Annotated in this window: 12 protein-coding genes; 1 reads left to right on the plus strand and 11 read right to left on the minus strand. The window is 49.6% G+C overall.

Annotated elements, in window-relative coordinates:
- Positions 1-12 precede the first annotated feature (12 nt).
- Positions 13-1,635, plus strand: coding sequence for a GDSL-type esterase/lipase family protein (locus HMPREF1992_RS01685; protein ID WP_021684078.1), 1,623 nt, complete (start codon positions 13-15; stop codon positions 1,633-1,635).
- Positions 1,636-1,672: 37 nt separating this feature from the next.
- On the opposite strand, the gene queA is transcribed toward HMPREF1992_RS01685, so the two are convergent.
- The 11 genes from queA to HMPREF1992_RS01740 all read right to left on the minus strand — a co-directional run bounded on the left by queA (position 1,673) and on the right by HMPREF1992_RS01740 (position 15,782).
- Positions 1,673-2,704 (minus strand): tRNA preQ1(34) S-adenosylmethionine ribosyltransferase-isomerase QueA, encoded by a 1,032-nt coding sequence (gene queA / locus HMPREF1992_RS01690; protein ID WP_021684079.1) that lies wholly within the window; start codon positions 2,702-2,704, stop codon positions 1,673-1,675.
- A gap of 18 nt (positions 2,705-2,722) precedes the next feature.
- Entirely contained in the window at positions 2,723-3,874 is a 1,152-nt protein-coding gene (locus HMPREF1992_RS01695) for a SpoIID/LytB domain-containing protein (RefSeq protein ID WP_037358004.1), read from the minus strand.
- A 20-nt stretch (positions 3,875-3,894) separates the two neighbouring features.
- On the minus strand, positions 3,895-4,491 hold the full coding sequence (locus tag HMPREF1992_RS01700) for an epoxyqueuosine reductase QueH (RefSeq protein ID WP_037358006.1): 597 nt from the start codon (positions 4,489-4,491) through the stop codon (positions 3,895-3,897).
- A gap of 1 nt (position 4,492) precedes the next feature.
- Entirely contained in the window at positions 4,493-5,521 is a 1,029-nt protein-coding gene (ruvB, locus tag HMPREF1992_RS01705) for a Holliday junction branch migration DNA helicase RuvB (protein ID WP_021684082.1), read from the minus strand.
- 24 nt (positions 5,522-5,545) lie between these two features.
- Positions 5,546-6,148, minus strand: a complete 603-nt coding sequence (gene ruvA / locus HMPREF1992_RS01710; protein ID WP_021684083.1) for a Holliday junction branch migration protein RuvA — start codon at positions 6,146-6,148, stop codon at positions 5,546-5,548.
- Positions 6,149-6,166: 18 nt separating this feature from the next.
- The gene (ruvC, locus tag HMPREF1992_RS01715; RefSeq protein ID WP_021684084.1) at positions 6,167-6,661 is read right to left on the minus strand and encodes a crossover junction endodeoxyribonuclease RuvC; all 495 of its coding nucleotides are present in this window, start codon (positions 6,659-6,661) and stop codon (positions 6,167-6,169) included.
- A gap of 58 nt (positions 6,662-6,719) precedes the next feature.
- A complete protein-coding gene (locus HMPREF1992_RS01720) occupies positions 6,720-7,448 on the minus strand; it encodes a YebC/PmpR family DNA-binding transcriptional regulator (RefSeq protein WP_021684085.1) in 729 nt (242 codons plus the stop codon).
- A gap of 42 nt (positions 7,449-7,490) precedes the next feature.
- Positions 7,491-8,693 carry a tyrosine--tRNA ligase gene (tyrS, locus tag HMPREF1992_RS01725; RefSeq protein WP_021684086.1) on the minus strand — a complete coding sequence of 401 codons (1,203 nt, stop codon included), beginning with the start codon at positions 8,691-8,693 and terminating at the stop codon, positions 7,491-7,493.
- A gap of 15 nt (positions 8,694-8,708) precedes the next feature.
- Positions 8,709-10,793, minus strand: coding sequence for a transglycosylase domain-containing protein (locus tag HMPREF1992_RS01730; protein WP_021684087.1), 2,085 nt, complete (start codon positions 10,791-10,793; stop codon positions 8,709-8,711).
- A gap of 120 nt (positions 10,794-10,913) precedes the next feature.
- Positions 10,914-13,268, minus strand: coding sequence for an endonuclease MutS2 (locus tag HMPREF1992_RS01735; RefSeq protein WP_021684088.1), 2,355 nt, complete (start codon positions 13,266-13,268; stop codon positions 10,914-10,916).
- Positions 13,269-13,277: 9 nt separating this feature from the next.
- Complete coding sequence (locus HMPREF1992_RS01740; protein WP_037358009.1) at positions 13,278-15,782, minus strand: DUF3656 domain-containing protein; 2,505 nt, start codon at positions 15,780-15,782, stop codon at positions 13,278-13,280.
- Position 15,783: the final 1 nt, after the last annotated feature.

The raw sequence follows: 15,783 nt of genomic DNA on the forward strand, positions 1-15,783 counted from the left end.
TTAGGTGTATGAATGAAACATTATTTTTTTTTCACGGCAATCATTTTTCTTGCCGTCCTTGGTTGTATTTTCACCATCGAAAAGATCGATCTTCTGAATCTGAGAATGATCGACATCACCGCCGAGGTTCGCGAGAATAACGGCATCCCGACGCTTATGTGGGAATCCCCTCCTTACCCCTGCTATTATCGTATTGATACGTATATCAAGACAACGGGAACCATCTCCGGAGAGCCCGTCTATGAACATATAAAGACAGAGTTCACTGCCACACCTTCCTGTCAGGTCTCCTCCGCCCCCATCCCATTTTATTATCGGATTACGGCTTATGGAATGTTCGGGGCAGTAACAGTCCCTTCATCACCAATTCCAACACCGTTCTTCATGGCAAAAGCTCCCATTCCAATCTACCGTTATACAGAGGAACACCCTTCCAGCCTCATGCCCTTCCTCGTATGGCATAGCATTCCGAACGCAGTACTATACGAGGTTGAAATTCTCTCTGCACCTCCGGCAAAAGAAGGTGGTACGGAACTTTCTCCGACAAATCATCTGATGAGCACACGGAATATTTTCACGAATGGATGGCAGGCAGATCTGCGTATGTATCCGACCTATGAAAAGCTATATTGGCGCGTACGCGCCCTTGGGCTCAACCATGAACCCATCGGAGAGTTTTCAGAGGCCGAACCGCTGTATCTGGATAAATCCGCATCATTTCCCAATCGACCGATTCCAAACACCTTCGATCATGTGATGAATTTCCATCAGCCGCTCTATCCTGTGTATCAATGGATTCCACTCAACGGTATCACGCATTACGAGGTGGAACTGCTCACGGAGCCTCCCGATGAGGAGCACGGAACAGCGCCGGACCGAAAGCGCGCATGGGCACAGACGGTTACCGCCACCAATGCCATCTACGACGAATATGCACGCCCCTATGCTGGGATCTATTACTGGCGGGTGCGTGCACTGAATGACGAAAACAATACAATAGGAACATGGTCGGATCTCGCCTCGTTTACTGTTGATTTTCCATCGGAAAATCGCCTCTATGCGGCAGCACTCGGGGATAGTATCACGCACGGAGGTGGAGCAATCTCGAATTCTCCCGCATTCCTCGAATACAGCTACACAACCTATCTGCCGTTTGACTGCCTCAACCTTGGTCGCAGTGGCGATACCTCTCATACAACGCTGGAACGCTTCGAACAGGACGTGCTGCCTCTGCATCCAGCAAATCTTCTAATACTAACGGGATCAAACAGTCTGCGGGCAACTGGCATAACGGCGCAGGAGATCATTCAGGATCTGGATGAATTACAAAAAAAATGTCTTGCTCATGATATCCGCCCAATATTCCTAACGCTTCTGCCACTTAATCCGGAGCGCATCTCACTCGCCTTTCATTCAGATACGGATATCTCGTGGCGATGGAAGATGACTGTCGTCAATGCGTGGATTCGAACTCAAGAATATTATGTCGATGTAGAACCATATTTTTATGATCCACAAAAGCAAATCCTAAATCCACGACTCTCAACCGATGGACTACATCCCGACATTGACGGAAAGCGTATGATGGCAGAAGTTATCAATGAACACCGTGATCTTTTTCAAGAACTTCCATAGTTATAGAAACAACGCGATCATCTATCGCGTTGTTTTTTTATTCTCTTGATCGAATGAGCATGGCATCTCCAAAAGAAAAAAAGCGATACTGTTCTTCCACCGCGGTTCGATAGGCTGCCAGTGTAAACTCACGTCCGGCAAATGCGCTGATCAGCATGATTAGTGTAGATTGCGGCAGATGAAAGTTTGTGACGACAGCGTCGACAACATTGAATTGATATCCGGGATAGATAAATATATCCGTCCATCCAGATCCTGCTTCGACGTTTCCTGTACGCATGGCCGATGCTTCTAGCGTGCGAATGGATGTTGTTCCAACGGCAACAACACGGCGTCCATCATTTCTCGCTCTTTGAATGAGTTTTGCTGTCTCAGCAGGAACGGAATAAAATTCACGGTGCATAACATGATCTTCAATAGTCTCAACATGAACGGGACGAAATGTGCCAAGTCCGACATGAAGTGTGATAAAGCCAAATTGAATCCCTTTTGAACGAAGTCGTTCCATGAGTCTCTCTGTAAAATGAAGCCCTGCCGTTGGAGCCGCTGCCGATCCTTTTACTCGACTGTATATCGTCTGATATCGCTCCTGATCTTCGAGTTTTTCATGAATATAGGGGGGAAGAGGCATGCTGCCCAAGCGATCTAGAATTTCCTCAAACACACCATCATAGATAAAACGTACAATACGCCCGCCAAAATCGGTATGATCAATGATCTCACAGACCAGTTCCTCACTGAACCGTATGATGGAACCGACACGAACTTTTTTTCCGGGTTTGACAAGTGCCTCCCATTGATGTTTATCCATCTGACGCAGGAGGAAAATCTCCACCTTCCCACCTGTATTCTCCCGTGCTCCAATAAGACGTGCGGGGATGACACGTGTATCGTTGAAAATCAGCACATCTCCTTTTTCTAGGAACTCTCCCAGTTGATGAAAGTGATGATGCTCAATCGTATGATCCTTTGGGTGTAGTACCATAAGGCGGGAGGAGTCTCGAGGTTCGACAGGAAGTTGAGCAATTCGCTCTTCCGGAAGTTCATAATCAAAATCCAAAATATTCATCTAAAATGTGCACCTTACTTAATATAACTTTTCAAGCGTAACGCCTGTATAGTAATGAAAGAGGATTTCCTTGTAGCTTTTTGCCTTATCTGCAAAAGCCTTCGCGCCCCATTGAGAAAGCCCCAGTCCGTGACCGGAACCATATCCGCTGATGACAACTTCTGCCCTGTCGAACCGTACGGAAAACAGTGTACTTGGCAGGGAGAACATAGAGCGCAATTCATTGCCTGAAAGAACGACACGCCCCTTGGTTCCAACGAACTCTGCTGAACGCACTCGTCCAGACGGAGTTCGATCTCCGCTTCCCTTTCCTACAGTGAGAGGAGAGAGCCGAATTTCCTTGAGTGTTCCAAGAAGACTTCTTCCATCTTGCTCAACACTCTGCACAAAAGATTCTACTGAAACCGTGCGGCTCCATGGCTGTGTCTGCATTTGTACCTCTGTCACAGCATGCAGATAGGGTACAGAACTCCCCCACACATTCTCATTCGATTCCGTCATGCCTCCGGAATCCGTATGAAACAGTGCGTCAATAATACTTCCTTTGTAGAAGATCACCTCTCCTCTTGTATGATTGACAGCATCTGTGGTGGTTCTTGTCTCTGCCGCCATTCCTTCATAGACCTGACAATGTGACGTATTGCAGAGGTCGAACCCCTCTGTACTGTGGCGCTTGCGGTTTTTCAGCGCAAAGGTACGTGCTGCAACGCTCTGTGCCTGCAATGCCTCCACCGGCCAATTCGGCGGCATTTCTTTTGGCACAACACCATAGAGATAGTCCTCGACCTGTACGTTGTTGATGATCGTGAATCCATTCTTTTTCAGAAGCGTAATGTATCCACGATACGGTGCCCCATTGACTTTGACAAATCCTGTGTCATCCGGCTGGATGACCAGACGATCACCCTTGATTTTCTGTCCATTCACAAGAAACTGCGCCTGCAGTATACGAATGTCAATTTCTTTCCCTGGTGGAACTTCTAAAAGCTGCTTTTTATCTGGATCTTCATAAACATGGAGTGATCCCGTAGTTGCTGCGATCCGAACCTCAGATACACCCTGACTTAGTCCAACGGTTATTTCCGGCTGCCATGAAGCAAATACCCGTATAGGCAGAACCGCAATCACGACGAACAAAAAAGAGCAGCATAGCCAAAGACAACGTTTCATTACAATGCCCTCATTCTCAATTATGCCATAAGGCGCATACGTTTTTTCTCTTTGTTTTCCTTGCGCTGAAGCTTTCGAAGCGCACGACTGTAGCGCTCTTCCTCGCTGAACACACAACCGCAGTAAGATTGACGATAGAGATCCAGATCTTTGCTGAGATCAATCCCCTCCTGCCAGCCGACACGAAAATCCTCGTAGTAAAAGGAAATTCCATAGGTCTTTGCAAAGCGTTCCGCAACGGAGCGCATGAGGTCATGCTGCTGATAGATGCTGTAAAAAAGCGTCGAGGTAAAGCTGTCAAATCCGTGTTCTGCCGCATACCGCGCTGTTTCTTCCAGACGCCATGTATAACACATACGGCAGCGCCCCTTCTTTGTTCCCTCTGCCGGAAGGGCTTTTTTCAGGAAATCACGCATAGCATACGCCTCATCCGCAACAAAATTCATCTGCATGAGCTCCGCAAATTTCCTTGCATTCTGCAGACGTTCCTCCCATTCCTTGTAAGGATGGATATTCGGGTTGAAGAAATATCCTGTGGGCTCGATGCCGTCGGCACGCAATTTTTTCAGAGGGTAACAGGAACATGGTCCACAACACATGTGCATAAGCAAGTTCATCTCAGAGTAGTTCTCCTTGTCTAGTTTCGTTTTGCGGAAACGGAATCCCCATATGCTCATATCCACCACGCGTCACAATCCGCCCGCGTGCCGTACGCGCAATAAAGCCCAGCTGGATCAGATATGGTTCGTAGACATCCTCGATGGTCTCCACCATCTCACTGAGCGCTGCAGCCAACGTTTTTAAGCCGACAGGTCCGCCGGAGAACTTTTGAATCATAACTTCCAGCATGTAGCGATCCTTGTTCTCCAAGCCCTTGGCATCGACCTCAAGTGCCTCCAGTGCCTCAATCGTGACAGCCTTCGATATTGTGCTCTCACCAGCCACCTGTGCAATATCTCGAACACGCTTTAAGATACGGTTTGCAACACGCGGCGTTCCTCGAGAGCGACGTGCGATCTCGAGCGCCCCCTCTCTCTCAATCTGTACGGAAAGGATCTCTGCCGTACGTTCAATGATGAGCAGAAGCGCTTCCGGTGTATAGTATTCCAAACGCGACTGGATACCGAAGCGATCGCGCAGCGGCGCCGAAAGCGCGCCTGTCTTGGTCGTTGCACCAACAAGAGTGAACGGCGCAAGGTCGAGACGCAGGGAGCGGGCACTGGGTCCCTTTCCAATGATGATGTCAATGGCATGATCCTCCATCGCGGAATAGAGAATCTCCTCGACATGATGTGAAAGGCGATGAATCTCATCAATAAAGAGGACATCATGCTCCTGCAGATTCGTGAGAAGGGAGGCAAGATCCCCCTGCCGTTCGATGGCAGGCGCCGAGGTCTGGCGAAAATTGGCGCCCATCTCATTCGCAATGATCGCTGCAAGCGTTGTCTTACCAAGTCCGGGTGGTCCATAGAGGAGGACATGATCCAGCGCCTCGTTTCGAGAAAGCGCTGCCTGTATGAATTTGGACAGATTCGACTTTACCTTATCCTGTCCGATGTACTCATTCAGTCGACGCGGGCGAAGGCTGTACTGCCAGCCGTCCGACGTCTGTTCCTCGAAAGAAACAATTTCCTCATCCTCATACATATCCAACGTCGAATCCCTCCTTTCTCAGAATCGCTGCAGCTCAGCCAACGCGTACCGAATAACCTCTTCCGTACTTTCCCAATCGGCCTTTTTCTTCAGCACGGACTGAATTTCCCCCTGTCCAAAACCAAGATTGAGGAGCGCCTCTGTCGCCTCAGCAATCTTATCTCCCATACCATCAGAAAAATCAGCTGCATGATCTGCAAAGGAATCATCATCAAAAGAGGTGGATGCGAGTTTATCCTTCAGTTCCAAGATAATCCGTTCTGCCGTTTTTTTTCCAATCCCCGGGAGCTTCGTAATTGCCTTGACATCTTTTTGATGGATCAGTCGATAAAACTCATTTGCCGTAGCTGCCGAAAGAATCCCCTGTGCAACCTTTGGGCCGATTCCTGATATACCGATCAAATGCTGAAAGAGATCATACTCTTCCTGTGAAAAGAAGCCATAGAGGAGCATGGCATCCTCACGTATATGCGTATGAATATAGAGCATGACTTCTTCGCCGACACCAATGTGATTGCGCGTCTGATGGGAGACAAACACACGATATCCAACATCGTGGACATCTAAAAAACAATAATCCGGAAAGGTATATGCAACTTTTCCACGCAAGAATCCAATCATCTACTCTATGCTCCCCATCTATATTCGATTGCGCCATGCAATACTGTCTACACAATGTGCTGCGCTGATGGCAACGGCGAGGGCATCCGCAGTATCATCCGGGTGAGGAGGCTCTGGAAGGTTCAATAGCTTCGTCACCATATATATGACTTGTTCTTTTGTCGCCTTCCCATAGCCCGTCACAGACTGCTTGACCTGCAGTGGCGTCCGCTCCACGATAGGAATATTGTTCTGTGCTGCAGCAAGGAGCACAATGCCGCGTGCCTGTCCGACCGGAATTGCCGTTGTCACATTTCGATTGAAGAAAAGCTGCTCCACGCCCATGGCATCGGGAGAATGTTTTTCAATGAGCAATGTAAGTTCCGTATGTATTTTCAAAAGACGTTTTTCTACCGCCATTTTCGATGGTGTTGTAATCGCACCATAGGCGTGCGGGCGCAGATGCGACCCTGACAGCTCCACAAAGCCATAGCCGCATATTGCAGTCCCTGGGTCGATACCGAGTACTAACATCTTGTTTCCCTAAAAAAGTGCAGACTTTCCGTCTGCACTCCAATCGGTGATCCTCCGTTTATTCATCCATTTCATAGTTGCTGTAGACATTCTGAACGTCGTCATTGTCCTCGAGCGCATCGATCAGTGTCTGCATCTTTTCGGCATCCTTGTCGACAAGATGAACCGTTGTATCCGGAACCATCGTTACCTCGGCAGATGCTGTTTCGATTCCCTTTTCTCCGAGAACCGCCTCAATCGCCTCAAAAGCTTCCGGTTCGGCAACAATCTCAAAGACATCGTCCTCCGAACGCATATCCTCTGCACCGGCCTCCAGGACAATCTCAAGAAGAGCATCCTCATCATCAAAAGCCTCGCGCTCTACGATGAAAACAGCCTTCTTCTTAAACATCCATGCAACACAGCCATCCTGCCCAAGATTGCCGCCGTACTTTGAAAAGAGATGACGGACATCCGCCGCCGTACGATTGCGGTTGTCGGTCAGAATATCGAGCATAACAGCTGTACCACCGGGGCCATAACCTTCATAAAAAAGTTCTTCGTAATTGCTGCCCTCAGTGGCGCCAAGTCCCTTCTGAATTGCACGATTGATATTGTCCTTCGGAATATTGTTTGCCTTTGCCTTGGAAAGCGCAAGCTTCAGCCGCATATTGCCGGTCGGATCAGCACCACCCATGCGAACGGCAATTGTGATCTCACGTCCGATCTTCGTTGTAATCTTGCCGCGAATCGCATCATTCGCGCCCTTCTTACGTTTGATATTTGCCCATTTTGAATGTCCTGACATCCTGTGATCTCCTTCCCGATCTGCTCCCGATAGAACAGCCTCTCAATATACAAGCCGGTAGTGTTTTTTCTTTCCCTTTTTGATGAGCGCAGACCCCTCTGGAAAATCCGTTTCCTGCAAGACATAATGCTCATCGGAGACACGCACATCATTGAGCGTGAGTCCGCCTTGCTGAATCAGGCGGCGCGCTTCACCTTTCGAAGCAAAAACGTTGCCCTGTGTAAGTACGTCGACCAGTTTTTCCCCCACAGCAGCACGAATCTGTGGAAGCTCTGCCGACATGCCGCCGCTAAAGAGTGCTTTTGCCGTCTCCTGTGCTTTCTGTGCCTCCTGCTCTCCATGAACGATCTTCGTCGCTTCATATGCGAGAATCTCCTTGGAGCGATTGATCTCATTCCCCTCGGCAGCGGCAAGGCGACGAACCTCATCCATCGGGAGATAAGTGAGCAGAGAGAGGCAGGTCTCGACATCGGCGTCATCGATATTGCGCCAATATTGGTAAAAGTCATAGGGCGATGTTTTTTCGGCATCGAGCCAGAGCGCACCGCCTGCCGTCTTGCCCATTTTCGTACCGTCACTCTTCGTCAGCAGTTTATTCGTAAGACCAAATACCGTAATATTCTTCTTGCGTCGGCAGAGTTCTACGCCTGCAATGATATTGGACCACTGGTCGTCCCCGCCCATCTCCAGTTTACATCCATAACGCTTATTGAGCTCCATGAAATCATACGCCTGCATGATCATATAGTTGAACTCTAGGAAGGTAAGCCCTTTCTCCCAGCGCTGTTTATAGCTCTCAGCGGCAAGCATGCGGTTGACGGTAAAATGTGCTCCGATATCTCGAAGCAAGTCGATATAGTTGAGCTTACGCAGCCAGTCCCCGTTATCCACCATGATCGCACGGTCATTTGTGAAGTCAATGAAGCGAGAAATCTGTGCGCGGAAACAGTCACAATTATGACGAATGGTCTCATCGGTCATGACCTTGCGCATATCCGTGCGTCCCGAGGGATCGCCAACTGTTCCAGTTCCGCCGCCGACGAGGCAGATGGGACGGTGGCCTGCTCTCTGCAGATGAGACATTGCCATCAACGCAATCAGATGGCCTGCATGAAGACTGTCCGCCGTAGGATCAAAACCGGTATAAAAGGAAACATTCTCCTGGCTGAGAAGTTCACGAAGCCCTGCTTCATCGGTACACTGTGCGAGAAATCCACGTTCCTTCAGTATATCAATGGCATTCAATACGCTACCTCTTTCTTAATTCTGTCCTTTTTCTACCCCCATTCCAGGTTCGGGGGCTTCTTCTGAAACGGAAGATGGAGCACGCGATGGGACAGCATTTGAATCGGCTCCAGCCTTGCTAGTACTTGATGCACCTGCTGGTTTTCCTGACTCTGTCCCTTTTTCCTCCGTTTTTTTCTTTCCATCCTTGTCTTTCTCTGGATCTTCAATTGGATCATCCGATGAGGCAGCAAAGGCAGGAGATCCCTCAAAATGGCGAACAGGAAGACCTGCATGCGCTTTTAGCATGAAAGATTGCCATATCACAGCCGGAGTCATCCCACCTGCCATACCATGCAGGTCACTTACACTATCATTTCCAATCCAGACACCAGCTACCAGATCTGGAGTATACCCGACAAACCATGCATCATGATAGTCGCTGGTAGTTCCCGTCTTTCCCGCTGCCGGTCTTCCAATGTTGGCACGTGTTCCCGTACCGCGTCGGATGACCTCCTCCATCATTGCGGTCATAGTGGCTGCATTTGCGGCAGAAATCACACTTTTTTCCTTCCGCTGCACTTCCTCCAGCACCTTACCCGTACGAGAGATAACACGGATGATAGCAACTGGTTCGACGTGAATGCCGCGATTTGCAAAGGTACCGTATGCACTCGTGAGTTCCAGCGGTGTGACGCCGCGCGTCATGCCGCCAAGCGCGATGGCAAGATTTCGATCGCTTGTCGCCCCGTCGAGAACAAAGGTCGATATCCCCATCTCCTGTGCATAGTAAATTGCCTTGTCGATGCCGATATCCTGCGCAATGCGGACGGTCGGAACATTCAACGACCAACGTACGACATCGCGCAGCCGAACTTTCCCAGAAAAATTACGACTGTAATTCTGTGGCTCCCATCCACCGACCTTTAAGGGTTTATCATCAATAACAGAATCAGGTGTGTATTTGTTCTCAAGTGCAGCGACAAAAACGAACGGTTTAAACGCCGAGCCAGGTTGGCGTACTGCCAGCACTGCACGATTGAACTGATCTGTTCCACGCCCGCCGACCATTGCACGAATATATCCGGTATGAGGATCAATGGCAACCAATGCGCCCTGTGGCTGCACAATACCGTTTGCATCAGTAAAATAGGTTGGGAGATACTGCATTGCATTTTCTGCAGCTGCTTGTAAATCCATATCGATGGTCGTATAGATCTTTAAACCATCCTTATAGATAGCATCATCTCCATATTTCTCTGCCATCTGCTGGAGTACATAATCAACAAAATACGAAGGTCCCTTTACACCATCATTTGTTATTTTTGTGATCGACAGTTCTTCCTTCTTGGCAGTGTTTGCCTCCCCTTCACTGATATAGCCATATTTGACCATCTGATCAAGAACAACGGATTTGCGCTGTGTCGCAGCCTCCATGTTATTAAGAGGGGAATAGTAGTTCGGACTCTTCGGAATTCCTGCCAGCATGGCGCATTCATTCAGCGTCAGATCTTTGACATCCTTACCAAAATAGGTACGTGCTGCTGCTTGAACGCCATAGGCACCCTGACCAAAGTAGATCTGATTCATATAGAGTTCAAGAATTTCCTGCTTTGTATATTGGCGTTCCAACTGAAGCGCAAGAAATACCTCCTGAATCTTACGTTTCATTGTCCGATCCTGTGTCAGATAAGCATTCTTTGCCAGCTGTTGTGTAATCGTAGAGCCACCCTCAGTGACTGTACGTCCGCGGATATTCGCCCATACAGCACGAACAATTCCGCGTGGATCAATTCCAATATGTTCATAAAAGCGATTATCTTCCACTGCAATAAATGCATTTTGAAGATTTCTGGGGATATCATTAATGGCAACAGGCCGTCGATTTTCAGCCGCATGAATATTGGCAATCTCATTACCATGAATGTCGTAGATTTGTGATGATGCTGGTGGAACAATGTCCTCCGCTAAATTTGGCCGAGTATTGAGACTTGCTGTAAGAAAACCACAACCAACACCAATAATCATAACAAACAGTATCAGACCTACCACAAGAATTGTTTTTCCAAGAACGGTTCTTTTTTTTACCTTCTTTGTCGTTTGCTTCTCACTTTTCTGCATGGACACCTTCCTGTCTCGAGCCTTCTCCTCCGGGTCATTCTATCATCCAATTTCCTTATTTTATCACAAACTTGGAAATTTGTAAGGTAATTTTATCAAAAATGGCTGCATTGATGAAACTCATTTCAATTCCACCACAGTAGCTCCCGTTCCTCCTTCGGAAATATCGGCAAATGAAAAAGACAGAACGTATCTATGCTGCTTCAAATACTTCTGCAGACCCTGACGCAGCGCACCCGTCCCTTTTCCATGAATTACCAGAATCTTGGAGAGTCCCGTAAATACGGCATCATCGATAAATTTTCCAATCACATCTTCGGCCTCAAGGACGGTCATGCCGCGCACATCGATCTGTGGTCTTATTTCTGCCGATTTCCTGGAAATCGAAGTCCCAACATGAACTTTCGTGCTCTTCTTATGTTTTTTTCGTCCCACGAAAGTACAGGCATTCATCTTGACAATCGTACGCAGTCCGCCGACTTGAATAGTCAGCTCATTATCCTGAACGGCAAGTACCGTGCCCTCCTGTGCAAGACTCTTGATGTAGACGATGTCACCCACCTGAATACTATTCGGACGAACGGGGTCTCCAACAACCTCATTCTTTGGGAGTCCCCCTTGAACGTATGCTTCATCCAGACGATTTCTGGCGTCCTGAATCGCCTTGCGGCGTTCCTTCATACCGTGATCGTCAAACTGCTCCTTGAGGGATTTGATTGTCTCCTCTGCACTGCGCCGCGCCTCTCGGACAATGTTGTTTGCCTCCTCACGCGCCTTGTGCAGAAGTTCCTGACGCGATGCAGTGAGTGCTTCGCGTTCACTGCGCAGACGTGTCTCGATGGCTGTTATCTCTGACTCTCTGTTATGAAGTGCACGATTCCTTGCTTCGTAGTCCTTCTTTTCCTGTTCGAGTTCATTGACAATCCTCTCAAAATGTGTATGTTCCTCGTTGACATAGATTTCGGCGCGCGCGACAATATCCTGCGGCAGACCAAGCTGACGGCTGATCGAGAAGGCATTGCTCGCCCCTGGTATGCCGATCAGAAGACGATAGGTTGGACGCAGCGTCTTCATATCAAACTCAACCGAGGCATTCTCCACGCCCGCCTGGGTGTAGGCATAGGTTTTAAGGGCAGCGTAATGCGTGGTCGCAACAACAGATATGTTGCGACGTAAAAAATGCTCGATGATGCTGCGTGCAAGAGCAGCTCCCTCATCCGGATCGGTGCCTGCCCCGACCTCATCCAGCAGAATGAGATCGCCCTCCTCTGCCTTTTCGATGATGCGGACAATGTTCCGCGTATGCGCCGAAAAGGTGGAGAGACTCTGCTCAATGCTCTGTTCATCACCGATGTCTGCATAGATATTGCGATAGACGGGAAGCTCCGAATTTGGGGCAGTCGGCAGAAAACAGCCAATCTGTGACAAAAGCGCCAACAGCCCCAGCGTCTTCATACTCACCGTCTTGCCGCCCGTATTCGGTCCTGTAACCAAAAGAATAGAAAACGTCTTCCCAAGTTCTATGTCGATCGGAACAACCTTATCCTTCGGGAGCAGCGGATGTCTTGCCCGCTTCAAGTGAACGTATCCATCCCGATTCAGTGTCGGCGGATACGCCTCCATCTCCCGTGCAAGTCCTGCGCGTGCAAAGATGAGATCGATCGCCGCGAGTATCTCGCAGTTTGCCGCAAGAATGGAGCCATTCACGGCAATCTCTGCCGAAAGTTTCTGCAGGATCCGCTGGATCTCCTGCTCACGTGCAAGCGCCATCTGCCGCACCGTATTATTCAGTTCTACCGTTGCGAGCGGCTCGATAAAAAGGGTTGCGCCGCTGGCGGACTGATCATGAATGACACCGGGGAAATAGTTTCGGTATTCCTGCTTGACCGGGATGACATAGCGCTCGTCACGTACAGTGACAATCGCTTCCTGAAAGTATTTCTGATTCGCTGCATCATGCAGGATTGCGGACAGACGATCCTTCACATGCGCCTGTGCCGTATGCAGTTCACGCGTAATCCTGCGCAGTTCCGGACTGGCATCATCGCGGAAATTCCCATGCTCGTCAATGGTATCCTTCAAATGACGCTCCACCATGCCGAGGATTTCAATGGGCTTTGCCTGCTCCTTAAGCAGGGGGACATCCAACGTGAGATCACGGAAGAAATACTTCACATTCCGCATGCCGCCCATCGTACTCATGACAGAGCGCAGTTCATCAATTTCGAGGATGGATCCCCTTGCTGCTGCTTTCAATATATCCCGCAGATCATAGACTCCACCGAACGGCGGTGCCTGCACCTGCAGAATCTGCACCGCCTCGGCCGTCTCCTGATGAAGCCGTACGACCTCATCGTAATCTCCAGAAGGAACGACACTGCGGCAGCGTTCTTTGCCCTGCACGGAGGCGGCAAATGCTGCAAGCCAATTTGCGATTTTTCCGTATTCCAAAACCTTGAATGACTCAGTGTCCATACGTACCTCTTATAAAATTCCGCGGAAATAATGCCCGCGCGTAATATCATTGCCCTCCTGCATGCGAAGGTATTGTTCATCTTCTTCCTTCAGCGGCGTTTTATACGCCATCGCCTTCCGATACATTTGGACAACGCTTTGCAATTCCTTGATCGAAAGCCCGCGCCCCTCGATCCGCAGCGTCGCTATCCCCATCCCCAAAAGCTGATGCACATAGGGCAGCAGCGACAGTTGCTTGCTGTTGAGTATGTGCATACGGCAGAACTGATCGGTCACTACAGGGAAGTCCACATTCTTGCGGTCACGAAGAAAGAATGTCCGCTTTCGGCATGGCATGGAACATTTCCCTGTATCCAGATCCCCCAGAAAGCTGCCTAGGACACAGTACTCCGAAATCATGAGCGGAAGACGCCCGCTGACGAGTACAGTCAATGGAATTGGAGTTGTTTTTACAAGACTCTCCATCTGCTTGCCGTTGAGTTCCGGTGACAGGGTTGCCTCACCGAATCCATGTGCATGCAAAAAATCAAGGGTGGACGGATTATAGGAGATCATCGAATAATCCGCATGAAGTGTCACGGGCACGCGTTCATGCGCAAGATATGCTGTTCCAATGTGATGGACGTGCAAGGCTGCAGGCAGTTTCTCTCCAAAGCCATCAAACAGACGCATCAGCGCCCCCTGCTCATCTCCTCGAACAATGCGCGGCGTGTTATAGTCGATGCGAATACCGCAGTCCTCCGCATAGTCCCATGCCGCTGCATAGTCTTTCGATTGGAGCATTGTTCCTCGAAAGGACTCTCCACCGAACAAAATCCCGTCCGCCCCTGCGGCAACAGCCGCCTTCATCGCCTCTATGTCGTCTACAGCGACCATGAGTCTTGCCGGTCGCGGAGAAGAAATATCCGGTGTACTGAACGTCGACGTTGCTGTATTTGCCTGCGTAAAACGTGCGGTGGAGACACGTTTGTTTTGAAAGCGCTGTGTGCGCAAATCTTCCAGTGCAGCAATGGCGGAGCGTCGCAGATGATTGAGTTCACTGACCGGAACCATCACAGCATCATCCATATCACACGAGAGTTCCGCAAGGGAAAATAACGTCGTACCAAGGCGCCCCATCTGCTTTTCAGCGGTTTCTGCCGTAAGCGGACGATTGTTTGCTGAGACGACCACGTAGTCGCTTTCTGCATCCGCTTGATTCCCCTCGTCGTCTTCGACGTGGAGACGCAATCTCTGTCCGAGTCTTGCGTGGAGAACAGCACGAAGAGGAATCCGGTCGCAGGATTCCTCATCATAAGAGTGTCTTGCTGCCTCCATGAGTTTCGCATCATAGACCTTGAAGACACGATCGTGTATGTGTACCTTTCCGCGAATGGCAAAGGAAACGGTATCTCCGGCGACTGCCTCAAAGCATTCCTGACCGTGTGCGTCATACAGGCACTCGATCTCAGCACTGACACGACCGCCGACCTTCACCCAGAAATCCACCTGATCACGCGCGGCAAGTCCTCCGGACAGCTTCACCGTGACCATGTTGGAGATACGGTCATAAAACGTGACTCGTCCGATCAGAAGACCGCGATTGTTTGGGCGACGGTCACTCATCATATATCTGCCCTGCCGCTTTTCCATATATGCGGTTGTAAAGTCGCGGTTGAAGACCTGCGCCAGATGGGTGCGGTCAGAATCATCAATTGCTTCTCGCTGGGCATCAAGATGATGGTCAATCGCTTTACGATACGTATGCACAATCGTCGCAACGTATTCCGGCCGCTTCATGCGCCCTTCGATTTTAAGGGAGTCAATGCCCGCATCAAGCAGTTGAGGGATGAGTTCGATCGCATTCAGATCGCGCGGTGAAAGGAGAAAGTTACCCGCCGTCTCACCAAGCGCATCATTCCCCTGTGCATCGACCAATGTATAGGGCAGACGGCAGGGCTGTGCACAGCGCCCACGATTCCCGCTGCGTCCACCGATCATGCTGCTCATCAAGCATTGACCGGAATAGCAGACACAGAGTGCCCCATGCACAAAAGACTCAATCTCCACGCGGCTGTTGGCACAGATATGACGGATCTCCGCAATGGAGAGTTCGCGCGCTAACACAATGCGCGAAAAGCCGAGTTCCGTTAGTGCTTGAACACCGGCAAGGTTATGTACCGTCATTTGTGTGCTCGCATGAAGCGGAAGCTGCGGCACAACCTCCTTCGCCAGCCGAACGGCACCGAGATCCTGCAAGAGGACGGCATCTGCTCCCGCATCGTAGAGAAACGACAGATATTGTTTTAATTGCGGGAGTTCATCGCGGTCGATAATCGTATTGACGGCGACGTGTACCTGCACATCTTTTAGATGTGCATGTCGAATTATGTCAGCCAGTTCATCCTCATCGAAATTCGAGGCATAGGCACGTGCGCCAAACATCTTACCGGCAAGATAGACAGCATTTGCTCCGTTTTCAACAGCGGCGAGAAAGGCTTCCTTCGTCCCTGCAGGAGCGAGTAATTCCACCAAT

The organism is Selenomonas sp. oral taxon 892 str. F0426, assembly GCF_000468035.1.
Lineage (GTDB): Bacteria > Bacillota > Negativicutes > Selenomonadales > Selenomonadaceae > Centipeda.